This is a genomic window from Geovibrio sp. ADMFC3, from assembly GCF_054687035.1.
This window is the reverse complement of sequence record NZ_BAAFZG010000002.1, coordinates 1,359,462-1,385,773: the sequence shown is the minus strand read 5'-3', so window position 1 is coordinate 1,385,773 and position 26,312 is coordinate 1,359,462. Positions and strand designations below refer to the sequence as shown.

The 26,312-nt window shown below is 46.3% G+C and carries 25 protein-coding genes and 1 pseudogene; 12 read left to right on the top strand and 14 right to left on the bottom strand.

Going from position 1 to position 26,312, the window contains the following annotated elements:
* Positions 1–9: 9 nt before the first annotated feature.
* From ACYRYY_RS06915 to ruvB, 3 genes are all read right to left on the bottom strand, one after another.
* A complete protein-coding gene (locus ACYRYY_RS06915; RefSeq protein WP_460214877.1) occupies positions 10–777 on the bottom strand; it encodes an enoyl-ACP reductase FabI in 768 nt (255 codons plus the stop codon).
* A 61-nt stretch (positions 778–838) separates the two neighbouring features.
* Positions 839–2,170 carry a DNA repair protein RadA gene (gene radA, locus ACYRYY_RS06910; RefSeq protein ID WP_460214876.1) on the bottom strand — a complete coding sequence of 444 codons (1,332 nt, stop codon included), beginning with the start codon at positions 2,168–2,170 and terminating at the stop codon, positions 839–841.
* Positions 2,170–3,198 carry a Holliday junction branch migration DNA helicase RuvB gene (gene ruvB, locus ACYRYY_RS06905; RefSeq protein ID WP_460214875.1) on the bottom strand — a complete coding sequence of 343 codons (1,029 nt, stop codon included), beginning with the start codon at positions 3,196–3,198 and terminating at the stop codon, positions 2,170–2,172. Before ruvB ends, radA begins: the two co-directional genes overlap by 1 nt.
* A 306-nt stretch (positions 3,199–3,504) precedes the next feature.
* Between ruvB and ilvD the strand changes: the two genes are divergently transcribed.
* From ilvD to ACYRYY_RS06870, 7 genes are all read left to right on the top strand, one after another.
* The gene (gene ilvD / locus ACYRYY_RS06900; protein WP_460214874.1) at positions 3,505–5,160 is read left to right on the top strand and encodes a dihydroxy-acid dehydratase; all 1,656 of its coding nucleotides are present in this window, start codon (positions 3,505–3,507) and stop codon (positions 5,158–5,160) included.
* A 48-nt stretch (positions 5,161–5,208) separates the two neighbouring features.
* Positions 5,209–6,900, top strand: a complete 1,692-nt coding sequence (gene ilvB, locus ACYRYY_RS06895) for a biosynthetic-type acetolactate synthase large subunit (protein WP_460214873.1) — start codon at positions 5,209–5,211, stop codon at positions 6,898–6,900.
* A 12-nt stretch (positions 6,901–6,912) separates the two neighbouring features.
* Positions 6,913–7,407 (top strand): acetolactate synthase small subunit, encoded by a 495-nt coding sequence (ilvN, locus tag ACYRYY_RS06890; RefSeq protein ID WP_460214872.1) that lies wholly within the window; start codon positions 6,913–6,915, stop codon positions 7,405–7,407.
* Positions 7,408–7,530: 123 nt separating this feature from the next.
* Positions 7,531–8,547, top strand: coding sequence for a ketol-acid reductoisomerase (ilvC, locus tag ACYRYY_RS06885; protein WP_460214871.1), 1,017 nt, complete (start codon positions 7,531–7,533; stop codon positions 8,545–8,547).
* A 60-nt stretch (positions 8,548–8,607) separates the two neighbouring features.
* A complete protein-coding gene (locus ACYRYY_RS06880; protein WP_460214870.1) occupies positions 8,608–9,243 on the top strand; it encodes a phosphatidylserine decarboxylase in 636 nt (211 codons plus the stop codon).
* 45 nt (positions 9,244–9,288) lie between these two features.
* Positions 9,289–10,017: a CDP-diacylglycerol--serine O-phosphatidyltransferase gene (pssA, locus tag ACYRYY_RS06875; protein WP_460214869.1), complete on the top strand. Its 729-nt coding sequence runs from the start codon at positions 9,289–9,291 to the stop codon at positions 10,015–10,017.
* A gap of 235 nt (positions 10,018–10,252) precedes the next feature.
* Positions 10,253–11,806 (top strand): 2-isopropylmalate synthase, encoded by a 1,554-nt coding sequence (locus tag ACYRYY_RS06870; protein WP_460214868.1) that lies wholly within the window; start codon positions 10,253–10,255, stop codon positions 11,804–11,806.
* A gap of 34 nt (positions 11,807–11,840) precedes the next feature.
* Here ACYRYY_RS06870 and ACYRYY_RS06865 read toward each other — a convergent pair whose 3' ends face one another.
* Together ACYRYY_RS06865 and ACYRYY_RS06860 are read right to left on the bottom strand one after the other, a co-directional pair.
* Positions 11,841–12,641, bottom strand: a complete 801-nt coding sequence (locus ACYRYY_RS06865) for a family 1 encapsulin nanocompartment shell protein (RefSeq protein ID WP_460214867.1) — start codon at positions 12,639–12,641, stop codon at positions 11,841–11,843.
* 105 nt (positions 12,642–12,746) lie between these two features.
* Positions 12,747–13,028: pseudogene (locus tag ACYRYY_RS06860) on the bottom strand (ferritin family protein); the annotation flags it as partial.
* Between the two features lie 219 nt (positions 13,029–13,247).
* Between ACYRYY_RS06860 and ACYRYY_RS06855 the strand changes: the two are divergent.
* Positions 13,248–13,424, top strand: coding sequence for a hypothetical protein (locus ACYRYY_RS06855; protein ID WP_460214866.1), 177 nt, complete (start codon positions 13,248–13,250; stop codon positions 13,422–13,424).
* 87 nt (positions 13,425–13,511) lie between these two features.
* On the opposite strand, the gene ACYRYY_RS06850 is transcribed toward ACYRYY_RS06855, so the two are convergent.
* The 6 genes from ACYRYY_RS06850 to hemL all read right to left on the bottom strand — a co-directional run bounded on the left by ACYRYY_RS06850 (position 13,512) and on the right by hemL (position 18,146).
* The gene (locus ACYRYY_RS06850; RefSeq protein WP_460214865.1) at positions 13,512–15,011 is read right to left on the bottom strand and encodes a cytochrome c3 family protein; all 1,500 of its coding nucleotides are present in this window, start codon (positions 15,009–15,011) and stop codon (positions 13,512–13,514) included.
* Positions 15,012–15,086: 75 nt separating this feature from the next.
* Positions 15,087–15,401 (bottom strand): ATP synthase F0 subunit C, encoded by a 315-nt coding sequence (gene atpE / locus ACYRYY_RS06845; RefSeq protein WP_128465646.1) that lies wholly within the window; start codon positions 15,399–15,401, stop codon positions 15,087–15,089.
* A 28-nt stretch (positions 15,402–15,429) separates the two neighbouring features.
* Positions 15,430–16,101, bottom strand: a complete 672-nt coding sequence (gene atpB, locus ACYRYY_RS06840) for a F0F1 ATP synthase subunit A (RefSeq protein WP_460214864.1) — start codon at positions 16,099–16,101, stop codon at positions 15,430–15,432.
* A gap of 50 nt (positions 16,102–16,151) precedes the next feature.
* Positions 16,152–16,535: an ATP synthase subunit I gene (locus ACYRYY_RS06835; protein WP_460214863.1), complete on the bottom strand. Its 384-nt coding sequence runs from the start codon at positions 16,533–16,535 to the stop codon at positions 16,152–16,154.
* Positions 16,519–16,773, bottom strand: coding sequence for an AtpZ/AtpI family protein (locus ACYRYY_RS06830; protein WP_460214862.1), 255 nt, complete (start codon positions 16,771–16,773; stop codon positions 16,519–16,521). The genes ACYRYY_RS06835 and ACYRYY_RS06830 overlap by 17 nt, the downstream gene beginning before the upstream one ends.
* Positions 16,774–16,877: 104 nt before the next feature.
* On the bottom strand, positions 16,878–18,146 hold the full coding sequence (gene hemL / locus ACYRYY_RS06825) for a glutamate-1-semialdehyde 2,1-aminomutase (RefSeq protein ID WP_460214861.1): 1,269 nt from the start codon (positions 18,144–18,146) through the stop codon (positions 16,878–16,880).
* 142 nt (positions 18,147–18,288) lie between these two features.
* On the opposite strand from hemL, the gene ACYRYY_RS06820 reads away from it, so the two are divergent.
* The gene (locus ACYRYY_RS06820; protein ID WP_460214860.1) at positions 18,289–19,347 is read left to right on the top strand and encodes a glycosyltransferase family 4 protein; all 1,059 of its coding nucleotides are present in this window, start codon (positions 18,289–18,291) and stop codon (positions 19,345–19,347) included.
* On the opposite strand, the gene ACYRYY_RS06815 is transcribed toward ACYRYY_RS06820, so the two are convergent.
* Both ACYRYY_RS06815 and ACYRYY_RS06810 read right to left on the bottom strand, forming a co-directional pair.
* Complete coding sequence (locus tag ACYRYY_RS06815; protein WP_460214859.1) at positions 19,334–21,058, bottom strand: ABC transporter ATP-binding protein; 1,725 nt, start codon at positions 21,056–21,058, stop codon at positions 19,334–19,336. The genes ACYRYY_RS06820 and ACYRYY_RS06815 overlap by 14 nt on opposite strands.
* 118 nt (positions 21,059–21,176) lie before the next feature.
* Positions 21,177–21,572: a NifB/NifX family molybdenum-iron cluster-binding protein gene (locus ACYRYY_RS06810; RefSeq protein ID WP_460214858.1), complete on the bottom strand. Its 396-nt coding sequence runs from the start codon at positions 21,570–21,572 to the stop codon at positions 21,177–21,179.
* 171 nt (positions 21,573–21,743) lie between these two features.
* Between ACYRYY_RS06810 and ACYRYY_RS06805 the strand changes: the two genes are divergently transcribed.
* The 3 genes from ACYRYY_RS06805 to hypD are packed head-to-tail and all read left to right on the top strand — an operon-like array spanning position 21,744 to position 23,752.
* Positions 21,744–22,415 (top strand): rhomboid family intramembrane serine protease, encoded by a 672-nt coding sequence (locus tag ACYRYY_RS06805; protein WP_460214857.1) that lies wholly within the window; start codon positions 21,744–21,746, stop codon positions 22,413–22,415.
* A gap of 15 nt (positions 22,416–22,430) precedes the next feature.
* Positions 22,431–22,670 carry a HypC/HybG/HupF family hydrogenase formation chaperone gene (locus ACYRYY_RS06800; RefSeq protein WP_460214856.1) on the top strand — a complete coding sequence of 80 codons (240 nt, stop codon included), beginning with the start codon at positions 22,431–22,433 and terminating at the stop codon, positions 22,668–22,670.
* Positions 22,667–23,752 (top strand): hydrogenase formation protein HypD, encoded by a 1,086-nt coding sequence (gene hypD, locus ACYRYY_RS06795; protein WP_460214855.1) that lies wholly within the window; start codon positions 22,667–22,669, stop codon positions 23,750–23,752. Before ACYRYY_RS06800 ends, hypD begins: the two co-directional genes overlap by 4 nt.
* A gap of 32 nt (positions 23,753–23,784) precedes the next feature.
* Here hypD and ACYRYY_RS06790 read toward each other — a convergent pair whose 3' ends face one another.
* Positions 23,785–26,262: a choice-of-anchor D domain-containing protein gene (locus ACYRYY_RS06790; protein ID WP_460214854.1), complete on the bottom strand. Its 2,478-nt coding sequence runs from the start codon at positions 26,260–26,262 to the stop codon at positions 23,785–23,787.
* Positions 26,263–26,312: the final 50 nt, after the last annotated feature.

The following is a 26,312-nucleotide window of genomic DNA, read 5'->3' as shown; positions in this document are numbered from 1 at the left end:
AGTTTTTTATTATACGCCGACTACATTATAGCCGCAGTCAACGTGCAGTGTTTCGCCTGTGATCATCTTGGAAAGATCACTTGCGAGGAAAGCCGCAGTGTCGCCGACATCTTCGATGGTAACGTTCTGGTGAAGGGGTGAGCGCTCCTCAATGTGTGCGAGAATGTTTTTAAAACCTCCGATGCCTGAAGCGGCAAGGGTTTTGATGGGCCCGGCGGATATGCTGTTTATTCTAACCTTCTTTTCGCCGAGGTCACAGGCAAGGTAGCGTGTGGAACATTCCAGAGCGGCTTTTGCCACACCCATAAGGTTATAGTTTGTAACAACCTTTTCTGCGCCGTAGTAAGACATGTTAATAACGCTGCCCCATTCATTCATTATGGGTTCTGCCGCTTTGCAGAGTGCCACCAGCGAATAAGCGCTGATATCCATTGAGAGCTTGAAAGCGTCTCTGGCGGTGTCGATATAACGTCCCTTGAGAGCCTCGCCGGGGGCGAAGGCTATTGAGTGGACAAGAATATCTATATTACCGAAATCTTTGGCTATTATGCCGAATGCTTTCGCTATATCTTCATCGCATGTGACATCACAGGGAACACAGAGCTTTGCGCCGAGTTCTTCTGCAATGGGTACTACTCTGGATTCGAGCTTTTCGCCTGCGTAGGAGACCGCAAGTTCCGCCCCTTCTTCCTTAAATTTTTTCGCTATGCCGTAAGCTATGCTTTTATTATTGGCAATGCCGAAGATAAGAGCCTTTTTTCCTGTAAGTAAGCCCATGTTTCCTCCAATAACTGATGTTTCAACAAGCCGCGTAAGCGGTTTCAGACAAGGTGTCTGCTTAGAATTTGTCAAGAAAGTCTGAAATATTTTTAACTGGGATTATATCAAGTTTTCCGTCAAAGTCCATCTTTTCGGGGAGATATGCACGCTTCACGCCAAATTTGACCGCCTCGGTCAATCTGTTTTTAATGTTGGCTACATTCCTTGTTTCCCCTGTCAGCCCCACTTCTCCTATGAAAACAGTGTCTGTCCGGACCGGTTTTTCCCTGAACGAAGAAATTATTGCGGCGCACACTGCAAGGTCGGCGGAGGTTTCGGTTATTTTTATTCCTCCGGCTATGTTCAGATAAATATCCGATGCACCGAGATTAAGACCGCCTTTTTTATCAAGGACAGCAATCAGCATATTGAGCCTGTTGGTGTCAAAGCCGTTGGCGTTGCGGCGTGAAAACTGAAAATAGGTGGGTGTGACAAGAGCCTGAAGCTCAACAAGGAATGCCCTTGTGCCTTCCATGACGGGAACAAGCACTTTTCCGGCGGCGTCAGACTGTGTGCTGCCGAGAAGTCCGCCGTCAGGACATTCCAGAAGTCCCTGACTGCTCATTTCAAAGAGTCCGACTTCGTTTGTGGGACCGAAACGGTTTTTAACGGAGCGGAGTATCCTTATCCCTCTGGAATAGTCCCCTTCAAAGTATAGAACTGTGTCCACAAGGTGTTCCAAAACCTTAGGACCTGCGATATATCCGTCTTTTGTAACCTGACCGACGATAAGAGTTGTTATGCCCTTCTGTTTGGCGGCCTCCACCATGCGGTAGGTGACATGCTTCACCTGTCCCACTGTTCCGGGGGCGGAGCTTAACTCCTCAGATGCAATTGTCTGCACGGAGTCAGCCACAATATATTCAAACTTATCTCTGTCTGCCGCTGTTAGGATATCTTCAAGGGAGTTTGTGGCAAGGATCGAGAGATTATCAGTTGATATGCCCAGTCTTTCTGCACGCATCTTTATCTGGGAGGGCGATTCCTCGCCGGATGCGTAAAGTATTTTTACTCCCCTTGTGCCGAGAATACCCGCCACCTGAAGCATAATGGTTGATTTGCCTATGCCCGGTTCACCGCCAACGAGAACCACAGAGCCTTTAACAAAGCCGCCGCCCAGAACCTGATCAAGCTCGCCGATTCCGGTTATTGTGCGGTCAACCTCAAGCCCTTTGATTGAGCCGAGAAGGAGTGGTTGAACATCCCGCACTTTTGCGGACGGGGAAGCCTCGTCCTGAGGCATCTCCTCAACATAACTGCTCCATGCTCCGCATTCGGGACATTTGCCTATCCATTTAGGGGATACGCTGCCGCAGCTCTGGCATATATAGACCGATTTCTTCTTAGCCATCAGTCCTCCATGAAGTCGTCAAGGCAGAGCCTGCCTTTTGATTCCAGATGAAGATGCTCATAGGCGAGGCGTGTTGCCACCCTGCCTCTGGGGGTTTTTTTGACGAATCCTTTATATATAAGGTACGGTTCAATGACGTCCTCTATGGTGTCTTTTTCTTCAGACATTGTGGCGGCGAGGGTTTCCACCCCCACTGGTCCGCCTTCATACTTTTCTATAATCGCACGGAGAAAGTTACGGTCGGAGGCGTCAAGCCCCTCATTATCTATCTCAAGGCGGAGAAGCCCCTCACGGGCAATATCCAGATCCACAAGACCGTTATTAAGCACATCAGCAAAGTCACGCACACGGCGGAGAATACGGTGAGCTATACGGGGAGTGCCTCTGCTCCTGCGGGCTATTTCAAGTGCCGCTGCATGTTCTGTCTTAAGGTTGAGTATTTTTGAAGCTCTGGAGATTATGGATGCGAGGTTATCTTCATCATAAAATTCAAGGCGCATGATCACGCCGAAGCGGTCACGCAGGGGTGAAGTGAGCAGTCCCGCTCTGGTGGTTGCGCCCACGAGGGTGAAGCTCTGCAGATCCACCTTGATTGTCCTTGCCGCAGGTCCCTGGCCGATTATTATATCCAGCTTGAAGTCCTCCATAGCCGGATAAAGTATCTCTTCAACGCTTGAGTGAAGGCGGTGTATCTCATCTATAAAGAGGACATCCCCTTCCTGAAGGTTTGTCAGAATGGCGGCGAGATCTCCCGCCTTTTCGATCACAGGTCCCGATGTGGAGTTGATGTTTACCCCAAGCTCACTGGCAATGATGTAGGCGAGGGTGGTTTTGCCCAAACCGGGAGGACCGTAAAACAGGCAGTGATCAAGGCTCTGCCCGCGCTGTTTTGCAGCCTGAACAAATATCCGCAGGTTTTCCTTAACCTTGTGCTGACCTATGTAGTCGTCAAGCTTCTGCGGGCGTATGTGGCTCGTGAGCCCGTCTTCATCGAATTTATCTTTGGAAAAAATGTTATCTGAATCCATCGGGAAAAGAATATCAGCAAAGAAATTAAAAAGCAACAAGGCGGAGAGCTATGTGTATTTCAGGGCAGTTTCTATTTGATCTAGATGCGGATTGATGATTATTTTTATTGTAATCAGCCCGAATCAGGCTTATTTTCTTTAAATCTCTATAAACGGCGTTTTACACCTTGAACATGTATAGGTGTTGTGCTAATGTTATTGCTTAACAATGTTTAGCCTGCCTGAAGTCAGGCAGGGCGCAAAACTTTCTCAAAGCCTTGAAACCGCAGGGTTTTTAAGGCTTTTTTCTACATTAAGGAGAGCCTAATGCGAAGCGACAGAGTGAAAAAAGGTCTGGACAGAGCCCCTGCACGCGCGCTTATGTACGGCGCAGGCGTACCCAAAAGCAGCATGGAAAGACCGCACATCGGCATCTGCTCCAGTTTCACCGACCTTATACCCGGACACACAGGGATGAGAGACCTAGAGCGTTTCATTGACAAAGGCATTCACACAGGCGGAGGGCACGGCTTCATTTTCTGTGTGCCCGGAATTTGCGACGGCATTTCCATGGGACATTCAGGAATGCACTACAGCCTTCCTTCAAGGGACGCCATTGCCGATATGATTGAGTGTGTGGTTGAAGCACACGCTCTTGACGGAGTGGTATTCCTATCCAACTGCGATAAAATCACCCCCGGCATGCTTATGGCGGCGGCGAGGCTTAATGTTCCATCTATTATTGTTACGGCGGGTCCTATGCTCGGCGGAAGCTGGCGCATGAAGAGACGTTCTTTCATCACAGACAGCTTCGAGGCTATGGCTCAGTGCCGTGCGGGCAATATCACCGCTGAAGAGATGGAAGGGCTTGAGATGAACGCATGCCCCGGACAGGGAGCCTGTCAGGGTCTTTTCACCGCAAACACTATGGCGTGTCTCACCGAAGCTATGGGCATGAGCCTTCCCGGATGCGGAACAGGGCTTGCGGGTTCAGGCAATAAGCGCAGAATCGCCTTTGAATCAGGCGTTCAGATATGCGAACTTGTACGTCAGGACATTAAACCCAGAGACATTATGAATGAAAAGGCGTTCAACAACGCAGTGAAGATGGATCTTGCTCTCGGCGGTTCCACTAACACCACTCTTCACCTTCCCGCAATCGCTTATGAAGCGGGTGTTGAACTTAACCTTCAGACATTTGATAAATTCAGCAAATCCACGCCGCACATCACAAGCATTAACCCCGGCGGGGAGTATTATATGGAAGACGTTGACGCCGCAGGCGGTATCCCCGCTTTCCAGAAACGTCTTAAGCCTCTGCTTGAGGACAATATAACCGTTAGCGGCAGCACAATATATGAAATCGCCGACAAAGCCCGCATCTTTGATGAGGACATAGTTCGTCCGTTGGACAACCCTTATCATAAAGAGGGCGGAATCGCTGTCCTGAAAGGGAACATTGCTCCCAACGGATGCGTTATCAAGCAGTCCGCAGTTAATGACGACATGCTTGTTTTCAGCGGCAAGGCAAAAGTATTCGACAGCGAGGAAGCAACTATGGCTGCTATCCACGCCGGTAAAATAGTAAACGGTGATGTTGTTGTCATCCGTTACGAAGGTCCCAAGGGCGGACCGGGAATGCGTGAAATGCTTGCTCCCACCGCCGCCATAATGGGCATGGGGCTTAACAAAGTTGCACTTATTACAGACGGACGCTTCTCCGGCGGCACGAGGGGACCCTGCATAGGGCACATATCTCCCGAAGCTGCGGAAGGCGGCATGATTGCGTTAGTAGAAGACGGGGATGTCATTGACATCAATATCCCGGAGAGAGGTATTGGTCTCGCTGTTTCCGAAGATGAACTTAGGAGACGGCAGGCCCGTTGGGTCAAACCTGAACCCAAGGTTAAGCACGGCTACCTATTGAAATACGCAAAAGGTGTTTCAAGCGCGGCAGACGGCGCCATCTTCAAAAGGGACTGAACCGTTTATCTAACTTATTTATAGTTTGTAGCAATCAGGAGAATTACAATGCCCATAACCGGAGCGGAAATATTAGTTAAAGCACTGCACGAAGAGGGAGCCGACCTTATATTCGGATACCCCGGCGGTGTGCTTTTAGGCATATACGACACACTTTTTGACGCGGATCTGCTCCACGTCCTCCCCCGCCATGAGCAGGGAGGGGTACATGCAGCGGAAGGCTACGCAAGAGCCACAGGCAAAGTCGGAGTGTGCTTCGGAACATCAGGTCCCGGAGCAACAAATCTTGTTACCGGGATAGCCAATGCCTATATGGATTCAATACCCATGGTTATTTTCACCGGGCAGGTCTCCACAAGCCTCATCGGCGGCGATGCTTTTCAGGAAGCAGATATAGTGGGCATAACCAGACCCATAGTTAAGCACAGCTATCTGATTAAAGATGCTAAAGATATAGCTCCCAGCATCAAAGAGGCTTTCTATGTGGCGAGAACAGGCAGACCCGGACCCGTTGTGGTTGACCTGCCGAAGGATGTAGTGGCTGCCAAGGCTGAATTTAACTGGGATAAAGAGATCAATCTCCCCGGATACAGCCCAAGCACCAAGGGACACCCCGGACAGATACGTAAAATGCTTAAGCTCCTCGAAGGAGCAAAGAAACCCGTTATCCTTTCCGGCGGCGGTGTCACACTTGCAGATGCCTCCGAAGAACTCAAAAAGCTTGCGGAGATCACAGGCGTTCCCGTTATAACAACTTTCCTTGGTCTCGGCTCATTCCCCGGAACTCACTCACAGTGCGTAGGCTGGCTTGGAATGCACGGAAACAAGGCATCCAACATGGCTGTAACCGAAGCGGACTACATAATCGCCGTGGGCACAAGGTTTTCTGACCGCTCAACAGGCAAGCTCAGCGGCTTTGCTCCCCATGCGAAAATAGCTCATATTGATGTTGACCCCGCTTCCATAAGTAAGAATGTTCCCGTTGAGATACCCATAGTAGGCGACTGCAAAGTCGTTCTTGAACAGGCCTTGGAAGAGGTCGGCAGCTTCAACTGGGAAAAACATAAAACGGAAAGAAACGAATGGCAGTCAAAAATTGACGCATGGAATAAGGAACAGCCCTTTTCCTATGTCTATTCCGATAAAGTCATCAAGCCTCAGTACGTTGTGGAGCAGATCTACAAGGTTACAAAAGGCGATGCGATAATCTGCACCGAGGTCGGACAGCACCAGATGTGGGCAGGTCAGTTCTATAAGTTTGACCGTCCCCGCCAGTTTATCTCCTCAGGCGGTCTCGGAACAATGGGCTATGGTTTCCCCGCAGCAATCGGCGCTAAACTCGGAAGACCCGACAAGGAAGTTTTCGACATAGCAGGCGATGGCAGCTTCCTGATGAATATTCAGGAAATGACAACTGCTGTCCAGTACAGAGTCGGCGTTAAGGTGGCTATCCTCAACAACTTCTTCCTCGGAATGGTCAGGCAGTGGCAGCAGATGTTCTTTAACAAACGCTACAGCAGCACATGCCTTGAATGCCAGCCGGATTTTGTTAAGGTCGCAGAAGCTTTCGGGTGCGTTGGTCTGCGTGCGGAGAAGCCCTCCGAAGTCGAGGCTGTTCTCCGTGAATCCCTCAAGGTCAAAAATGTCCCTGTTATCATGGATTTCCGTGTTGACAGAGAGGAAAATGTTTTCCCGATGGTTCCTGCCGGAGCCTCAAACAATGAAATGATCTTTAAGTAGGGAGGCAGACAGATGAGACATATCATATCCGTTCTTGTTGAAAACAAATTCGGCGTTCTCTCCCGCATATCAGGTCTTTTCAGCGGCAGAGGTTATAATATTGAGAGCCTTTCCGTGGGTGTGACTGCGGAGGAAGGACTTTCTATCATGACAATAGTTACATGGGGCGATGACGCTGTGATCGAGCAGATCATAAAACAGCTCCGCAAACTTGTAAATGTTATAAAAGTGCGTGATGTTGTGGCTATGGATCACATTGAGCGTGAAATGCTCCTTGTGAAAGTCCATGCAAACGGACGCACCAGACCGGAGATTTTCAACATTGTCAGCACGTTCAGGGCAAAAACTATTGACCTCAACGGCGAGTCTCTTGTTATAGAAATCACGGGAACAAAAGATAAGAATACCGCATTCCTCAAAGTGATGGAGCCATACGGAATAATCGAAGTGGTCCGCACCGGAAGTGTGGCAATCGCACGGGGCAGCAAAGCCACCAGCGATAAATAGTGCTTTTGCTCATAGCCGTTTATCTGCATTGCAATCGGGGAAAAGATATGTATAAAAATTTTCCCAAAAGATATAAGTTATAAAAATATAAAATTAAGCTAAACAGCCGGAGGGAATTTCACGATGAAAGTTTACTATGAGAAGGACACTAACCTTTCGCTCATAAAAGGTAAAAAAGTTGCCGTAATCGGTTACGGTTCACAGGGTTACGGACACACCAACAACATGAAGGACAGCGGCGTTGAGGTTGTTGTGGGTTTGAGAAAATCCAGCCCTTCATGGAAAAAAGCAGAAGGTGCAGGTCTTAAGGTTATGGAAGTGGCTGAAGCCGCTGCATGGGCTGATTTTATAATGATCCTCGCTCCCGATGAAACTCAGGGCGAAATCTATAAAACGGCTGTAGCTCCCAACCTTAAAGCTGGCGATACCATTGCTTTTGCTCACGGTTTCAACATCCATTTCAACCAGATCGTTCCCCCTGCGGATGTAAACGTGGTTATGATAGCCCCCAAGGGACCCGGTCACCTTGTGAGAGCTGAATACCAGAAAGGCGGCGGTGTTCCCTGCCTTATCGCTATCTATCAGGATGCAACAGGCGACTCCAGAGAAGCTGCCCTTTCATACGCAAACGCAATAGGCGGAGCAAGAGCCGGTGTTCTTGAAACTACTTTTAAGGAAGAAACAGAAACTGATCTTTTCGGTGAGCAGGCTGTTCTCTGCGGCGGTCTCGCACAGCTTATCAAATACGGCTTTGAAACCCTTACCGAAGCCGGATACGCTCCTGAAATGGCATATTTTGAGTGCCTTCACGAAGTTAAGCTCATTGTTGACCTTATCTATGAAGGCGGTATCTCCAACATGCGCTACTCAATCAGCAACACTGCCCAGTACGGCGACATGACAAGAGGACCCAGAGTTATCAGCCCTGAAGTAAAAGAAACTATGAAACAGGTGCTTAAAGAAATACAGACAGGTCAGTTCGCTAATGAGTGGATGCTTGAAAACAGTGTGAATAAACCCCTGTTTAAAGCCCTTGAGCGCATCGGTGAGGAACACCCCATTGAAGAAGTGGGCAAAAAGCTCCGCAGCATGATGAGCTGGCTGGGTAAGAGCAAGATTGTTGACAAAGATAAAAACTAATATATTGTAATTATTCAGGGCGGTGTTTCCGCCCTGAAATAATTTTTTCGGAGTTCTCCCTTGTTTGCAAAAGAAGGCTATCCGTTTATTCTTACGGCCCTTGTTGTTTTCATCCTCATTTTCTTCCTGCCGAAAGGTCTGCTCACTTTCCTTTCGCTTGTTGTTCTTGCCCTGTTTCTCTGGTTTTTCAGAGATCCGGAAAGAGATATTCCCCCGTTTGACGAAATAGCTGTTTCAGCGGCGGATGGCAAGGTTATCGACATTGCGGAAACTGAGTTTGAAGGAAGAACTTATAACAAGCTCAGTGTTTTCATGAATGTTTTTAATGTTCATGTTAACAGAATGCCCGTTGCGGGCACTATTACCGGAATGCGTCATAAACCCGGTTCGTTCATCCCTGCTGACAGACCTGATGCAGGTGACAGAAACGAGCAGAATGTTATCTATGTGGATACGGAATACGGTCCCATGGTTGTCAAGCAGATCGCCGGTCTGGTAGCTAGACGCACTGTGTGCTACTGGAAGAAAGGCGATAAAGTATGCTTCGGTGACAGGCTGGGTATAATTAAATTTTCATCCCGTGTGGATCTGTTCCTGCCTAAAAGCTTTGACATCATCGTTAAAAATGGCGATATTGTAAAAGCAGGTGAAACTGTTATAGCGAAGTATAACGAAAAACTTGATACAGACGATTAATAATATAAGGCGATGTCAGTGAAGGTATTTAACAAAGAGGCAGAATTGAACCGTAATGCGATTTTCCCCAATTTCGTGACGCTTCTGGGGCTTTTCAGCGGTTTCTACTCCATAGTGGCGACTCTGAACGGCAACTATGTGATGGCATCATATGCCACTCTCGTTGCGTTCGTTTTTGATGGACTGGACGGAAAGATCGCAAGGATGCTTAACGCATCCAGTGAGTTCGGTATTCAGCTTGACTCACTGGCGGATCTCATCTCCTTTGGTGTTGCTCCTGCTCTGCTTGTTTATAAATGGGCTCTGGAACCATACGGAAGGCTCGGCTGGATGGCTGCTTTCCTTTTTGTGGCTTGTGCCGCACTGAGGCTTGCCCGTTTTAATGTGCAGTCTAAGAGAATTTCAAACAAGTTTTTCGTTGGTCTGCCCAGCCCCGCAGCTGCTGGTGTTGTGGTGACAAGCGTTTTGTTTGCCCGTCATTTCTTCGGTGACCCCACAGCAATAGAAGTTCCCCTGTGGTTCACGTTCATGATCTATATTTTAGCTTTCCTGATGGTGAGCAACGTTCCATATTTCAGCTTTAAAAATATTGAATATTTCCATAAAAAGCCTTTTAACTCCTTGGTGGCTTTTGTTCTTTTCATATTTGTCCTTGGTCTCTATCCCGAAGTGTTTCTGTTCCTCTTTGCATCAGCTTATGCTGCAAGCGGTATAGTTACGCTACTACTAAGGAAAAATAAAGTTCATCTGGAGGAAGAGGCGCAGGAAGTATAGCTGTAAGAATATCCTGTTATACAGGCTTAAGTTATATTAAGAGGTCTCACCCTTCAGAGGGATGAGACCTTTTTTTTTGTAAAAACTGACAGAAATTTAACTCAGGAGGCGGAAAATGATCGGCAAAAACCATCCGAAAAGAAAAACTACGGTGCTACAGGCTCTATGGCTTCCTCTATGATGATAAAACATAAAAATTAATAACTGATAAAATGAATACATAAGGAGAATTAAAATGGATAAGAAAAGAGTGATAATTTTTGATACTACACTGAGAGACGGCGAACAGGCACCCGGTTTCAGCATGAATACCGAAGAAAAAATCAAGATGGCAATCCAGCTTGAAAAGCTGGGGGTTGATGTTATGGAAGCGGGCTTCCCCATCTCTTCTCCAGGAGATTTTGAGGCTGTGCAGAAGGTTGCGGCTGTTGTTAAAAATGCCGGAGTAGCAGGGCTTTGCAGAGCTAATCAGAAAGATATTTCCGTGGGCTGGGATGCACTGAAAGGCGCTGTACGCCCCAGAATCCACACATTCCTCGCAACAAGCGACATCCATATGCAGTATAAGCTGAAAAAGACCCGTGAAGAGGTTCTGGAAATAGCCACAGGTGCAGTGAAATTCGCCCGCAACCTCTGCGGAGATGTTGAGTTCAGCGCAGAAGACGCCACAAGAACGGATCTGGACTTCCTGTGTCAGGTTGTTGAGGCTGTTATCGCAGCCGGAGCATCGACAGTAAACCTGCCTGATACTGTCGGTTATACTGTTCCGTTTGAGTATGAAAAAATTATCTCAACAATAATGAACAAAGTTCCTAATATTGATAAAGCCAGAATAAGCGTACATTGTCACAACGACCTCGGTCTGGCATCTGCTAACTCACTGGCGGCCGTCCGTGCCGGTGCGACACAGGTTGAGTGTACCATCAACGGAATAGGCGAAAGAGCCGGTAATGCAGCGTTTGAGGAAGTCATAATGGCTCTGAACGTGCGTAAGGATCTGTTTAATGTGGAAACAAACGTAAACACTAAAGAGATTTACAGAGCAAGCAAGCTGCTGACATCCATTACAGGTGTTGGTGTGCAGCCCAACAAAGCTATAGTGGGCAAAAACGCATTCGCCCATGAAGCCGGGATACATCAGGACGGCGTGCTGAAAAACAGGATCACTTATGAAATAATGACACCTGAAAGTGTCGGTTATCCTTCAAACGCTCTGGTTCTGGGTAAACACTCCGGGCGTCATGCGTTCATCAAGAGGCTTGAGGCTCTTGGTTTTACTCTGGATGCGGAACAGACTGAAACTGCCTTCAACAAATTCAAGGTACTTGCAGATAAAAAGAAAGAGGTATTTGATGAAGACCTTGAGATGCTTGTTGAACAGCAGCTTAATGAATCTATCAAGCATTTTACTGTTGGAACAGTTACCTTCGCAAGCGGCAACGCAGGCATACCCACTGCGACTGTTGAGCTTAAGAACGAAGAAGGAGAGACCTTTGTGGACGCATCCATAGGTGACGGACCTGTAGATGCCTGCCTTAAGGCAATAGAACGCACCACAGGCATCACAGGAAGGCTTAAAAGCTACAAAATCAATGCTCTCACAGCAGGTAAGGATGCACAGGGTGAAGTTGTGCTTTCTGTTGAGTTTGAAGGCTGCGGGTATGATGTCACAGGCAGAGGCTCAAATACCGATGTAGTTGTGGCAAGTGCAGAAGCATATGTTTATGCTCTGAACAGATACCTCTCCAGAAAAGACCACAAAAAAGAAACAGAAGATAAAGGAATATAGGTAAAAAAAGGGGAGCGGCCGCTCCCCTTTAAACTTATTTTACAGAAAAACCGACTACGGCTTCCGGTGTGATTACTCTGAAAGTGAATGATTCAGTAAGGAACAGATGCACCTTTTCTGAGTCATGGTTGTGGTATCCCACTGCAAAATCCTGACCAATTGTGAGTTCGAGATCTCCTTCTCTGTCTGCGACAAGCAGTGCCCCGTCAACAGCTTCGGAGTATATTACAGAACCTTTAATCTGTTCTTTCACAAGGTCACCCAGTGTGCCGCCGGGGAACAGGCGGGCGAGATATTTCCACAATGCAGGGTTAACCACAAGGTTTGCGCCGCCTGTTATACCTTCTTTCATCATGCGTGTCTGAGCTTCGCTCACTGCGTCCACAATGCTGTCTTTATCAAGAGTCATGGCAATTTTTGACTTGGCTGTGAGCTGGTTTAAACCCACAATACCGCTGTCTTTAAATCCGTTAAATACAGCGTTTTCCTCGAATGCTGCAAGCTTTCTTGCTGCTTCGGTGAGAGGTTCAAGCTCAAGGTCTTTTGCGCCTCTGTCTATATTGTCAAGTTCCCAGATATCAAGTGAGAAGTTGACTCTTGTTTCAACAAGGGGGAGAACTTTATGCACGCCGAAGCATACTTCACCTGATTTCTGTTTAGCAGGCAGAGCGAGACGTCCAACACTTACTGATGTATAGTCAATGCCGTAAGGACCTTCAACATCAGCAAATTTTCTTGCTGAAAGGTTGGCGGAGAGTGTTTCTTTTGCGAGTGTATTTATCTCTTTCCATGCAGCAGAGCTGATGGGTGCAAAATTTTTTCTAAGCAGATTCATACTTACCTCCTTAAATTATTTCTTTTTCAGGCTGCCTATTCCCAGCCCGCCGCTAGTGCCGGACGCAGGTTCTGCTCCTTCCGGAGCTGCTCCGGAAAGAAATTCGTCTTCAACTTCTTTATATCCCTGCTGGTAAAAATCTTCTTCCTGAGGATCAAGCTCCTTAAGCAGACGGAGAAACTCTCCTGCATGCACTTTTTCCTCATCGGCTATATCCATAAGAACCGCCTGAGCCAGCTTGTTGTCTGTTGATTCGGCAAGCTGCTGATAAAGCTGGATAGCCTCGTACTCTGCCGCTACCATAAAGCGGATTGCTCTGACAAGCTCCTGATCAGTAAGTTTGCGATCACTTTTCAAACCGCTGAAAGGATTTCCAAAATCGGGCATTTTATCCTCCTTGTCCTTTTTCCCAATGATACAATATAAATCGTGCTATTTCGCAACGATTATGCATAGAGATTAATATAGTTCAATTTTTAAAAAATACAAAGGATAATTTTTATCGTTTAGTCCAAAATGAGTAAAAGATTTGTTAAGCATGAAAAAGGTTGAAAATATAGTCTTTGCCGAATAATATCTTATATAATTAAACTTGTGGGGTACACAATGAAACTTACTGCACCGAAATTTATTACATGGCTTCTCGGAACTTTTTTAGGTGTTCTGGGGCTTCTTATCTACTTCGGAGTGGTCAGCATCAGCATTATGTCTTTTAGTCCATTCTGGCTTATTGTTGCAGGTTTTGCCATACTCGCCGCTGCTCCTCTTTTTGCAGGACTGTAGTTTTTCCCTTAATCCAGCAGAAATCAAATAAAAAAAGGCGGCTTCCTTATTCAGGGAGCCGCCTTATATTTTTGTCTGTTTTTTAGATTACTTATGGCATGTGTTACAGGACTTTTTCACACGCTGTTTTGTGTGGCAGTCGATGCAGAGCTTTTCGTGGAAAGCGTTTTTCATACCTTTTACTTCGCCCGGTTCAAACTTCAGAGTACCTGATTCAGGCTCTGAATGGCATTCTGTGCATGCCATTTTCTGAGCATGGACAAGATGTTCAAAGTTTACTGCGGGTTTTGTAGGCTCAGGGACATACTTTTCAGCTATGTTGATTATCTCCATAGCAGAAGCAATTTCCATAAGCTCTTCAGGGTTTCCTGCAAAAGCGGGTTCTGCGGGGGTTTCCTCGACTGCAGCAGCCTGCTGAACCATAGGTTCTGCGGTTTCTTCTGCAACTGGCTCTGTCCAAGTATCTATGGCTTCGGTAAGCTCAATAGCTCTTGTGAAGAGTGCGTCAAGGTAGTCAGGGTTGTGGACGCCTTTTGAGCCGTCCATCTCGGCTATTCTGATAATGCGTGCATACTCATTGAAAAGAGCGCGTTTGCCCATGGGCATATCTTCTCTTTCATTGAAAAGCTGTGCATATTTCGCTTTAACTTCTTCAAGTCTTTCAGCAAAAGCCGCCTGAGTGTCTGTCATTATATCCGCATAGGACTCATCATGGCACATAACGCATTTGTCAGTGTTGGGACGATCAAAAGCCGAGTCATGGCAATCACCGCACTCAAGGTCAGCCATGTACCATCTCATTTCGTCCACACCTTTTACATAAGTGCCTTCCTGAAGACCTTTCTGCATTGTATGGCAAGCAGCGCAGTCCTCATTTGCGGGAACTGTCTGCACTTGTTCTCTTACATTGTCATGGCAGTCGAAGCATGTCTGCATTTTAGGTTTGTTATAAAGCTCGCCGCCGTGCGCCACTCCCAGGTGACAGTTGGTGCAGAGAAGACCTGCCTGAATATGGGCAGCGTGATTCGGTTCAACACCTTTTGTTACAGGCTCACCTGTTATGCTGGCAAGACCGTATTCTGTTCTGTAAGTGGGGTTTTTAACTTCGTCGAGATTCCTGAAGTGGATTCCGACAGAGATAAGCTTCTCCCTGCGGAGCTGCTGATTTACATCATCTGAGTGGCAGAAAAGACATGCCGCATCGGGTGCTGCGTGTTCAGCTGCAACAGGGTCAGTAGCTGCGTGGGTAAGAAGTTCCTGAATTTTTTCTTCTGAAACGAATATCTCATATAAAAGACTTTTTGTACCCGCTATGACGTGAGCGTCAAGATAACCGAGTATACCGGGATCACCGTGACAGTCAAGACAGCTTACGTCCGCCTTGCTGTGGATGTTTTTGTCCCAGGTGTAGTGTTCGCCCCGTACGCCTACTCTCTGTTCTGCGTGACAAATTTTACAGAACGTATCTTTACCTGTCATGTGCATAGCCTCAAGACCGCCATACGTGGCTCCCACAACAATAACAATAATGACAAGTACGAAGATGAGAGGGTCTTTACGGCTGAAGTTTTTGACTTTCTGCCACATTTAAGCCTCCGTTATGGTGAAAGAAGGGCAGGGAATCCTTTTGAGGAGCCCCTGCCCTTTTATTAGTGCCTGTTATTAAACAACAAGAAGAAGGATAAGTGCAACTACGAGTGCGTAGATTGCGATTGACTCGATAAGTGCAAGACCGATGATCATAGTAGTGGAGATTTTACCGGATGCGCTGGGGTTTCTGGAGATACCTTCAACTGCGCCTCTGATAGCGTTACCCTGTCCCATACCTGTACCGAGAGCAGCGATACCCATGCCGAAGCCTGCTGCTATGTAGTGTGCCCATTTGTAAGTTTCGCCGCCTTCTGCTGCGAATGCGCTTACTGAAAATACAGCCATGATTGCTGCTACGTTGAAAAGAATTTTTGCTGCTTTAGACATTTAAGTCCTCCTGATATTAGTTTATCTTTTAGTGTGCTTCTTCAAGTGCACCACTGATATAGATCATAGAGAGCATCATGAACACATACGCCTGAAGAGCGCCGGTGAACATGCCGAGCATAACCATGGGGAGCGGTATGAGGAAGGGAACGAGCATGAAAAGAATAACAATAACAAGCTCCTCACCGAAAACGTTACCGAAAAGCCTCATGGAGAGCGACATAGGTCTTGCGAGGTGGCCTATGACTTCGATTATAAACATAAGGGGGGCAAGAAAAGCCACGGGTCCGAGGAAGTGTTTGATGTAGTGGAAGCCGTGTTTTTTAATTCCTATTGCCTGATAAGTAAAGAAAACAACCAGTGCGGGAGCAATGGTGGAGTTCAGGTTTGATGTGGGCGCAAGAAAACCGGGTATAAGTCCCATCCAGTTTGAGAAGAGTACATAAACACCTATACCGAAAATAAGAGGTATATAAGGTTTGCCTTCTTCTCCCATGAGATCTACGCCCATGTTGTAGACTGCGCCAACAGCCATTTCAAATACGCCCTGCGTTCTGCCGGGGACTTCGCTGCCCTGTCTGGAGGCTATGCTTCCGAGGAAAAGGGTAAACACCATAACAAGGAAAGTCATCATGACATGCCAGTATGTGTGTCCGATTTCCGCGGGAAAAAGCATGGAAATATTAAGCGGGTGTTCCATCTTCAAGTTCTCCGTAAAAACAATTTAAAACTTTTTAGGTCAGGTGAAAGTCAAGCCGACCCTCCGCATCCGTCTGATGTATCATCATTTTCGGAGCGGTAGTGATGAATGGCGACCGGAAGGATACACAGGGGTACAACAGAGATCCCTACTAGTATGCCTATCATGCTGACATGAAGATATTCATAAGCTGCCCAGACTGCGGCTCCGGTACCCAGAAGCCTTATTTGAGTATTAAAGGCAAGGGCACTGAAGATCTTACCTTCAAAGGCATTTTTTATCTTCCGTGAAAGCATGAAGAAGTTTAGTCCGGCAATTAAGTAACCGCACAAAACCCCAGCCGTGAAACTTTTATTAAAAAAGATCGTGCATACTGTATACAAGATAACAAAAAAGATCAACGAAAGAATGATGATTTTATTTGTTATCTTCATCAAAAACGCCGGCTTTTTTCATAAAATAGATCATGTTTTTAAATCCTGCGGCTATTCCGAACAGCATAAAAATAAAGGTAAGTACAGGTTTTGTTCCGAAAAACTTGTCAAGCCACCAGCCCATACCCGTTCCGATCACTATGCTGAATGCGAACGACATCCCTATTGAGCTTGCGTGCATTAGTTTGTCGGCTTTTTTGAGTTTTGATTCAGTTTTTTCTTTTTCTTCGCTGTTCATCTTATCTCCGTGAGGAAGGGACAGTATCACAACGTATGTTTTTTCTCAAGAAATTATGAAAAAGGGGAAACCGTAACGGCTTCCCCACATAAATTTTATTACTGTCAGCCTATTTCTTTCAAGCTGTCGTAATGGGCTGCGATTGTTTTTGCCAGATCCTCGTCTGTGTGGGCGGCAGAAACAAACATGCACTCAAACTGCGCAGGAGCAAGGTTTACACCTCTCTTCAGCATTGCGTGGAAGAAGGAAGCGTATTTTTTGGTGTCTGACTTTACTGCCTGTGCAAAGGACTTAACCTCGCCGTCTGTAAAGAACATGCATCCGAGGGATTCCACACTGTTGAAGGCGTATTTGAGACCGAGTTTTTTGCAGTTTTCGCCGAATCCGTTCCAGAGAATATCTGACTTTGCTTTAAGAGCCTCATAAAAGCCGGGCTGATTGAGTTTTTTCAGTGTAGCAAGTCCCGCAGCAGTTGCCAGAGGGTTGCCGGAGAGTGTGCCTGCCTGATATACAGCGCCGACTGGTGAGATCATTTCCATGATCTCTTTCCTTGCGCCGTATGCTCCGACAGGGAGACCGCCGCCGATAATTTTGCCAAGAGTGGTAATGTCAGGCTGAACATTGTAATATTTCTGCGCTCCGCCTGCACTCATGCGGAAGCCTGTTATTACTTCGTCAAAAAGAAGAAGTGCGCCTTCTTCAGAGCAAAGGTTTTTAAGGCTTTCAAGGAATCCTTTTTCGGGAAGAACAAGTCCCATGTTTCCTGCAGCGGGTTCAACAAGCACGCAGGCGATTTTGTCTTTATTCTCTTTAAAAAGCGCTTTTACGCTGTCTATATCATTGTACTGGGCTATGAGTGTGTGCTTTGCGAAATCTTCGGGTACACCGGGGCTTGAGGGCTGGTTGAAGGTGAGCAGACCGCTTCCCGCTTTTACAAGGAGGCTGTCTGAGTGACCGTGGTAGCAGCCTTCAAACTTAACAATGGTATCTCTTTTTGTATAAGCCCTTGCAACACGGATCGCACTCATCAGAGCTTCGGTTCCGGAGCTTACTAGACGCACCATTTCTATGGATGGAACCATCTCTGTGATGAGTTTTGCCATGTTAAGCTCATTTACAGTTGGCGCACCGAAGCTTGCTCCTTTTTCTGCTGCGTCTTTTATTGCTTTAAGAACGTCCTCATCAGTGTGTCCCAGTATCATAGGACCCCATGAGCAGACGTAGTCTATGTATTCTTTTCCGTTTACGTCATATATTTTTGAGCCCTTTGCTCTGTCCACAAAAACAGGCTCTCCGCCTACGGAGCCGAAGGCTCTCACTGGGCTGTTGACACCGCCGGGCATATATTTGCAAGATTCCTGAAAATAATTCATCGCATCCTCCGAAAAATGAATTTCAAAGGCGATCATAATAGAAATAAGCCAAACGTACAAGAGAATATGCCTTTAAAATACAGCATTAAAGAGGTTGAAATTTATTTGTTTCCTAAAGCTTAGATTATGCTAAAATAAATCCATGAATATTGCTTTTATTAACTTTAACAAAAGATGGACCGGTGCAAAAACAATGACTGTGGACTACGGCAGGGAGCTGCTGAGGCTTGGTCATAAGGTCATTATGATTATCCGCAAAGGCACTGCTCACAGAAGTGTTTACGAGGCGGCAGGCTTCACTGTTTATGAAGTCCGTCTTGGAATGAAGTACAACCCTCCGACCATATATAAACTTTCAAAAATTCTGACAAAGAATGACATAGATATTTCCATAGTGAGTCTTGCGAAAGACCTTAACATCGGTGCCACGGCGTCAAAGCTGGCGGGCATTCCGGTTGTTCACCGTGTGGGACTTTTCAAGGAGATTAAAAATAAGCTTGAAGACAGGGCTCTACATAAAACAATAGTCGATGCGGTTATTGTGCCTAACCAGTTTCTGAAGGACGAGCTGGCGGAGATAAAATGGTTTGATACTGAACGTGTGCATGTTGTGCCCAACAGCAAGCCCGCCGCCGATTTCCCCCTTGCAGAAAAGGTAAATAACGGACGGATCTTCGGAATAAAAAGCAGGCTAGAGGCTGAAAAGGGGCATGACATACTCATTGAGGCGTTTGCAAAAGTTAAACAGTCAGTGCCCGATGCGAAGCTTTACATAGCAGGTACAGGAAAACGTGAAAAAAGGATAAGGAAACAGATCAGGCTTTCGGGGCTTGAGGAAAGCGTAAAGTTTGCAGGCTTTGTTACGGATATTCCGGGTTTCATGTCTACTCTTGATATATGTGTTCTTACAAGCTTGAACGAAGGTTTCGGCAACACAGTTATTGAGGCTATGTTTGCCGGCTTGCCTGTGATCTCCTTTGACACAGGCTGTGTCAAGGAGGTTCTGGACGGGGCCGGAGTTCTTGTTCCCGCTGGAGACGCGGATGCCTTGGCAGAAAAGATGATCATGCTTGCTGATGACGCCGAAATGCGCATAAAGCTTGGAGCAGCAGCCAGAGCAAGAGCGGAGGAAGGCTACGAACTGGGTAAGAATACCCGCAGGCTCGTGGAACTTCTTGAACAGATAATCAGCTCTCGCTGAACTGCATGTTGTAAAGCTTAGTATATATTTCCGACTTTCCTATCAGATCATCGTGTCTGCCGATTGATTCTATTTTTCCTTTATCCATCACCACAATCATATCTGCGCTGAGTATGGTCGAAAGCCTGTGAGCGATCACAAAGCTTGTTCTTCCCTTCATGAGGTTTGCCAGTGCCTGCTGCACTATTCGTTCCGATTCGGTGTCCAGTGAGCTTGTAGCCTCGTCAAGGATGAGGATAGGCGGATTTATCAAAAGGGCTCGTGCTATTGTAATCCTCTGTCTCTGTCCGCCGGAGAGTCTGTCTCCCCTTTCACCAATCATTGTGCTGAACCCTTCGGGGAGCTTCATTATAAAATCGGTGGCGTAAGCGGAATCTGCTGCCGCCTTGATATCTTCATCCGTAATATCCGATGCCCCGTAGGCTATATTGTTGCGTATGGTATCATTGAACAGATAGGGCTCCTGCGAAACTATGCCGATGTTGCGCCTCAGAGAGTACACATCAAACTCTCTCACATCTGTTCCGCCAACTGTAAGGCTGCCGCCTGTGACATCATAGAATCTGGGTATCAGACTGGCTATAGTGGTTTTACCTGCGCCGCTTGAGCCGACGAAAGCCACTGTCTGTCCGGGGCTGACTTTGAGGCTGAAGTCATTGATAACCTTCTCCTCATGCCCTTTGTAGCTGAAAACCACATTTTTGAACTCAATTTCTTTGTTTACAGCGTCACATTCCTTTGTGCCGTTTCTGTCGAGAATCTCATTATCCATTTCCATGATATGAAAGAATCTTTCCGCCGCAGTTATTGAGTTCTGTATGGTGTAGTTTTCCTGATTAATTTTTTTAAAAGGCTCAAACATCATCGCAAACGCCGCAATGAAAGAGAAGAAAGTACCGGGTGTTGACTCTCCGGTGATTACCTTGTATCCGCCGTAGTAAATTATTACCGCAAGCGCAAGACCGGAGATAATGTCCATAAGCGGTGAGCCTATGGCGGAAACTCTGGCACGTTTTATCTGGTAAGTTGTCTCCTTATCGTTTTCATCAGCAAATTTCCCTGCCTCAAACTTCTCCATAACAAATGATTTCACAACTTTGATTCCGGAGAATGATTCCTGAAGAACTGATGCAAGGGTACTCATTTTTTCAAGCCCTTTTGTGCTGTACTTTTTGCTTTTTTTACTGGTTTTTCTGATAAGCACCAGCATGAAGGGGATGGCAATGAGTCCGTAAAGACCAAGCTCATAGTCCTGATAAAATACAACACCTATGAGGAAAATAACGGAGAAGCAGTCCTTCATCACGTTTATGAAAGAGGGGATTGATGATTTAATCTGGTTGATGTCGTTGACAATTCTGGACATCATGTCCCCTGTGCTGTTGTTGTCGTAAAAGCTCATGGGCAGGCGTATCATTTTTGTATAGAGGTTGTAGCGCATTTCCTGAACTACTTTCAGACCGATTTTTCTTAAAAGAAAAAGCTGTAAAAACCGGAAAACGCCACGGAAAAGAAAGATCACTGATATGACAATTGGAATGACGGTAAGCATCTTTTCATTCTGGTTTATAAAAATATCATCCAGAACATGCTTGAGAACATATGCGGACGCTCCGTCAGTTCCCGCTACAAAGAGCGATGAAACAACCGCAAGGATGAGCAGAAGAAGATGTTTTCTGAAGTAGGACCAGATTTTCTTTATGATTGTCATAACGCCTCTTAAAAAGGGTCATGATAATAGGAAATGCCCCGTGCCGCAACGGTATATTTGTGAAAAAATGAACAACCCCCTGTCGTCGTTTTATCAGGCAGGCAGGGGGTGCGGTTGCTTAGTGGTGTCCGCAGCTGTGCCCGTGCCCGTGGTCATGATCGTGCCCGGTTGAGCATGATGCTGAGACAAGTTCATTGAGAGCGCCTTTGTTAAACGCTTCGAGGTTGTCTTTAACAGTGCCGCCCTTAGACTGGTACACTTTGGTGCGAAGGCTGTTAAGCTTTGAGATGGCCCCGGCGCCTATGCCGCCGACCACAACTACATCAATGCTTTTTCCCGCAAGAGCGATCGCAGGGTTGCATGCGCCATGTACATGCTGAAGATCAGCATTGTCAAGGAGGCTTACTGTGCCTGTTTCGCTGTCAGCAATTATAAAAGCTGGTGCGGAGCCGAAGTGTCCGTAGACTTTACTTTCAAGTCCGTTGTCTTTTGCTATGGGGAAACATATTTTCATACCTTTTACCTCCAATGGTTTAATAAAAGTATTATGAGCATATGATAGTATCTTTAAAGTAAAATGGAAGTAAAATTTAAGAATATACTTTAAAAAAATTAATCTTTTTTATACTTTATAAACTCCGGCAGTGTAATATACGCCGATAATTTCTAAAGATGAAGGTGCAGATTGTTTTTTCCAATAAAGGATAACGTACCCTCCAGGACATTTCCGTTTGTTAACTGGATTATAATCCTTGCTAATATCGCAGTATTCGTTTATCAGCTTGGTTTGGGATATGAGCTTAACTGGTTTATTTACGAATACGGGCTTGTGCCGAAGAGGGTAACCCATTACGAATCCCTGCTGAGTGACAGTGTGATCCCTTTCTTCACACATATGTTTATGCACGGCGGTTTTTTTCATATTTTCAGTAATATGTACATCCTCTTCATTTTCGGTGATAATGTTGAGGACAGGCTGGGGCATGCCAGATATTTTTTTATGTATATCCTCTTCGGTCTGTTTGCTGGAGCAAGCCAGTTTCTCCTCGCTTACGAGTCTCTTATCCCGATGGTAGGGGCAAGCGGAGCGGTTGCGGGTGTTATGGGCGCCTACCTGGTGTTTTATCCTCATGCTAAGATTAAGTCACTGCTCATTATAATAATTTTTATAACATTTGTGGATATTCCCGCTGTGTTCTACCTGCTGTTCTGGTTTTTTATCCAGTTCATGAACGGTGCTGTATCTGTTGGTTATGACGGCGGCGGTGTTGCATGGTGGGCGCATGTGGGAGGGTTCATTTTCGGACTTTTATACGCAGTGCGGTTCAAGACGCAGGAAAAAGAAGTTTATATATAAACAGGAGTCATATATATGTGTTTGGGTTTTCCCGGAAAGCTTATTGAAATGGATGATTTTAAAGCCGTTGTTGATATAGACGGCACAACCAGAGAAGTATCTCTTATGATGCTGCCTGATGAGGTGGTTGTCGGGGATTATGTGATGGTTCACGCAGGATTCGCCATCGCCAAGATGGATCCTGATGAGGCGCAGAAAACACTTGAGGCGCTCCGAGAGTTTGCCGATCTTCTGGACGAGGAAGGACAGCTGTGAAATTTGTCAAGGATTTCAGGGACAGGGAGCTTGCTGAAAAGCTTCTCTCTGCCATAAATCATGAGGCAGAACCTTCCAGAACTTACAGGTTTATGGAAGTCTGCGGAAGTCATACTATGGCTGTTTCAAGGTTTGGTCTCCGCAGCCTTCTGCCGAAAAATATCGAGCTTGTTTCAGGTCCCGGATGCCCCGTCTGCGTTACCCCGCAGTGGGAGATAGATGCGATATTTGAAATCGCCTCCCGTGATGATGTAACCATAGTCACTTTCGGAGACATGATCCGTGTTCCCGGCAGCAGGGGCGAAAGCCTCCAGAAACTCCGTGCGGAAGGTGCAGATATACGAATTATCTTCTCACCCCTTGATACGCTGAAGATAGCGGAGGAAACGGGGAAAGACACGGTTTTTATAGGTATAGGATTTGAAACAACAGCACCCACTGCGGCGGCTTTGGCTAAGACGGCTAAGGAGCTGGGCAGGACAAATGTTTTTATAGCTCCGTTCTGTAAAACAGTGCCGGAGGTTATGGATGTTCTCCTCTCGGATGAAACACTGGAGATTGACGGTTTTCTCTGTCCCGGTCATGTTTCCGTAGTTACAGGGCTTGATATATACAAGCCTGTGACGGCAAAGAAAAGAAGTGCAGTTGTTACAGGTTTTGAGCCTCTTGATATCCTCTCATCCGTACTTGAGATGGTGCGCCAGCACAATAAAGGCGAGTATGAAGTTAAGAACTTTTATACCAGAGCGGTTAAAAACGAAGGGAATGTGAAAGCGCAGGCTCTTCTGAAAGAGGTTTTTTATCAGGCTGATACAGATTGGCGAGGTCTGGGCAGGATTCCTAAGAGCGGTCTCCGGTTCAGGGATGAATACAAGTTTGTGGACGCTCTTGCCCGGTTTGGAATAGCTGAAACAGGTGTCACTGACCTTAAAGGCTGTAAATGCGGGGATGTTCTTAAGGGCAAGATGAAACCCAGTGCCTGTCCGATGTTTGATAACGGATGCACACCGCAGAATCCTTACGGTCCCTGCATGGTTTCTTCCGAAGGTTCATGCTCGGCATACTACAAATACGAAAGATAAAATAAAGGCGGGGTTTCTGCCCCGCCCTGTTGTTATTCCTGTTCTTTTCTTCTCATCATTACTTTAGCAATTCCTGCAAGGGCAAAAAGAGCTATGGGCAGGTTGGCGCTTCCCCCTGCGGAGCATCCGCCGCTGGGTTCACCGTCGTCATCGTCTCCGCCTGTGCCTCCGTCTCCACCATTGTCACCGCCGTTATCGCCTCCGTCAGATGCAGCTAAGCCTCTGCCGCTTACGTTGAAGCTGGTTGATATGCCGGCATCTGTGGTTATCGTAACGGTTCTGGTGATTGCTCCGGTGGAGGCAGGTGTAAAGTTAATGTAGAAAACAGCCTCACTGCCTGCATTAAGAGTATAGGGCATTGCAGGGCTTCCTGCCGTATCCACCGAAAAGGGGGAACCCGCCTGAATATTGATAACATAGTTTACCTGTCCGCTGTTTCTCACTCTGAATGACATTGATGAAGTTGTGTTAATAGTTGTATCAGCAAAGCTAAGTGTATTGTTTGTGAGGTTAGGTACTTCTATGGCTGCCTGCTGTGCTGTTCCTGTCAGGTATATGGTTCTGTATCCTGCGTTGGACACCAGCTCAAAGCTTGTTGTGAATGTTCCGTTGGTTGTGGGTGAGAATGTGACATTGTATGTCTGTTCTGTGCCGGGGTTAATATCCTGATAGTTATCATCACATGCACTCAACACGGTGGGCAGGTTAATATAAGAAAATGGTGAATTAAGGGCGCTGAAGCACTTAAGTCTGAGTACATCATCTCCAGAGTTTCTTATTCTGAAGCTTTTTTGAAGAGTGGTTGAAGTATTAATGTTACCGAAATTTATCTGCGCCGGATTCAGTATAGAACCTGTTTCATTATAAAGAGTTATCTGGGGCTGACCAAGTGCATAGCGTATGGCATATATATCTGAACCGCACGGCTGTGCTGAACCGCAGTCACTTTTACTAAGGTTTCTTGCGTCTTCCCAAAGGGTAATAAACCTCTGGCTTGCAGGGTTATAAGCAGCGGAAGGGTTCTGCTGGTTGTACTGGTTTGTAGTCAGAGGAAAGTTGTTTCCGCTCAGGGCACCGGAGTTGTTAACAAACTGTCCGTAAACATCAATGTTTTCAATGGATGTTGCTCCTGTTCTGGCATCTGCCCATGTCACAAGGAAACGCCTGTTGGTGCTGTCATAGGCAATGTCTGGGCTTGTCTGGGCATGTTCTGTAGTTTCGTAATCATAGCCTATCTGAAAATTGCCGGAATAATAGCTCCCTGTAGAGGAGAGTAACTGACCAAATATTTTAGGCTTCACAGAGTTTTCGTGTTTTTCCCATGCAATGAGATAACGCTGTGTTACACTGTCAAACTTTACTGAAGGAGCATGGTTGGATATCTCATCTTCTCTGACGTTGACTCTGCGCTGACTGCTGGTGTCAGCGAGTTCCGTTAACCTGAAAGCATATATGTTTGCTGTGGTATCAAGATCAGTGTTTTCCCACGCAATTGGTTCAACCACTCCGCTATTCTCTTCACACCCAAATGTATATTCAGATCTTAGACCCTCAAAAACAATCATGCATGAACCTGAGTTTGAACAATCAATACTTGGGTTTTCTATACTGGAATACCTTTCCACAGTGATAAGCTCTTCATCAACTCCGTATTCAGCAGCTATTACTTTCATTGTTGTGTAACCGCTGTTAAGGGGGCTGTAAGCGCTTGATGTGTGCATGAATTCCGATGGAAACGGAGAAGCGTTGTTAAGGTCTGCTGTGTCAACTTGTGCAAATCCAAGATAGGAATGACTGGAAATAGTATTCCCTACGGAAAGTGTACCTGCTCCGAGAGTACACGTATGCAATACTGTATGTGCCTGCTGACGTTCTTCAATCCAGACAAAATAGAATGCTTCGTCATAATATTTAATAAACGGTGATTCTCTCACAACAAGTCCGTCACCCACTGTGCTGTTTGTAAACCCAAAGTATTTTTCACTGCCTACTGTAGCAGCGCAGGTTGATGGATTAGTGAGAGTGAGGGTTTTAAAATATATTTTACCGCCGTTGCTGTCCCCTCTGCTGTCCTGCCATGTGATAACAGCAACATCATTGACATCATCAAAGGCAGCTTTCGGAGCAACTTCCATTCCGTTTGTGGATGAAATAACTATTTCGCTTCCGCAGGTGCTTCCGTCTGCATTGATATATCTTGCGTATATGTCATTCTGCTTACCGGGGGTTCCTGCATTTCTTTCGTCCTCCCACACAGCAAGCCAGAGGTTATGAGTGTTAAGATAAATTACATCAGGTGAGTTCTGATTCAGCTCCGCATTTGTTATAGGTATTCCGTCCCCGTCCTCTTCATAAGTGCCCAGAGTGTGAGAAATTCCGTCTTCGGTGAAGCTGGCGACTGATCTCATGCTGCCGTCAGTGAAGTTTGTCTCCCCTCCGTTGCTGCCGGAGCCGCAGGAAACAGTTATGAAAACTGAGAGAATAAGCAGAAAAAATTTACAATAACGCATAAATACAACCTCGCAGGGAGTTTAATTCTATAACTGTATCGGCGGATCTG

Coding starts and splice junctions, on each gene's coding strand:
- ACYRYY_RS06915 (WP_460214877.1), bottom strand. CDS start 777: ATGGGCTTACTTACAGGAAAAAAGGCTCTTATCTTCGGCATTGCCAAT.
- radA (WP_460214876.1), bottom strand. CDS start 2,170: ATGGCTAAGAAGAAATCGGTCTATATATGCCAGAGCTGCGGCAGCGTA.
- ruvB (WP_460214875.1), bottom strand. CDS start 3,198: ATGGATTCAGATAACATTTTTTCCAAAGATAAATTCGATGAAGACGGG.
- ilvD (WP_460214874.1), top strand. CDS start 3,505: ATGCGAAGCGACAGAGTGAAAAAAGGTCTGGACAGAGCCCCTGCACGC.
- ilvB (WP_460214873.1), top strand. CDS start 5,209: ATGCCCATAACCGGAGCGGAAATATTAGTTAAAGCACTGCACGAAGAG.
- ilvN (WP_460214872.1), top strand. CDS start 6,913: ATGAGACATATCATATCCGTTCTTGTTGAAAACAAATTCGGCGTTCTC.
- ilvC (WP_460214871.1), top strand. CDS start 7,531: ATGAAAGTTTACTATGAGAAGGACACTAACCTTTCGCTCATAAAAGGT.
- ACYRYY_RS06870 (WP_460214868.1), top strand. CDS start 10,253: ATGGATAAGAAAAGAGTGATAATTTTTGATACTACACTGAGAGACGGC.
- ACYRYY_RS06865 (WP_460214867.1), bottom strand. CDS start 12,641: ATGAATCTGCTTAGAAAAAATTTTGCACCCATCAGCTCTGCTGCATGG.
- ACYRYY_RS06855 (WP_460214866.1), top strand. CDS start 13,248: ATGAAACTTACTGCACCGAAATTTATTACATGGCTTCTCGGAACTTTT.
- ACYRYY_RS06850 (WP_460214865.1), bottom strand. CDS start 15,011: ATGTGGCAGAAAGTCAAAAACTTCAGCCGTAAAGACCCTCTCATCTTC.
- atpE (WP_128465646.1), bottom strand. CDS start 15,401: ATGTCTAAAGCAGCAAAAATTCTTTTCAACGTAGCAGCAATCATGGCT.
- atpB (WP_460214864.1), bottom strand. CDS start 16,101: ATGGAACACCCGCTTAATATTTCCATGCTTTTTCCCGCGGAAATCGGA.
- ACYRYY_RS06835 (WP_460214863.1), bottom strand. CDS start 16,535: ATGAAGATAACAAATAAAATCATCATTCTTTCGTTGATCTTTTTTGTT.
- ACYRYY_RS06830 (WP_460214862.1), bottom strand. CDS start 16,773: ATGAACAGCGAAGAAAAAGAAAAAACTGAATCAAAACTCAAAAAAGCC.
- hemL (WP_460214861.1), bottom strand. CDS start 18,146: ATGAATTATTTTCAGGAATCTTGCAAATATATGCCCGGCGGTGTCAAC.
- ACYRYY_RS06820 (WP_460214860.1), top strand. CDS start 18,289: ATGAATATTGCTTTTATTAACTTTAACAAAAGATGGACCGGTGCAAAA.
- ACYRYY_RS06815 (WP_460214859.1), bottom strand. CDS start 21,058: ATGACAATCATAAAGAAAATCTGGTCCTACTTCAGAAAACATCTTCTT.
- ACYRYY_RS06810 (WP_460214858.1), bottom strand. CDS start 21,572: ATGAAAATATGTTTCCCCATAGCAAAAGACAACGGACTTGAAAGTAAA.
- ACYRYY_RS06800 (WP_460214856.1), top strand. CDS start 22,431: ATGTGTTTGGGTTTTCCCGGAAAGCTTATTGAAATGGATGATTTTAAA.
- ACYRYY_RS06790 (WP_460214854.1), bottom strand. CDS start 26,262: ATGCGTTATTGTAAATTTTTTCTGCTTATTCTCTCAGTTTTCATAACT.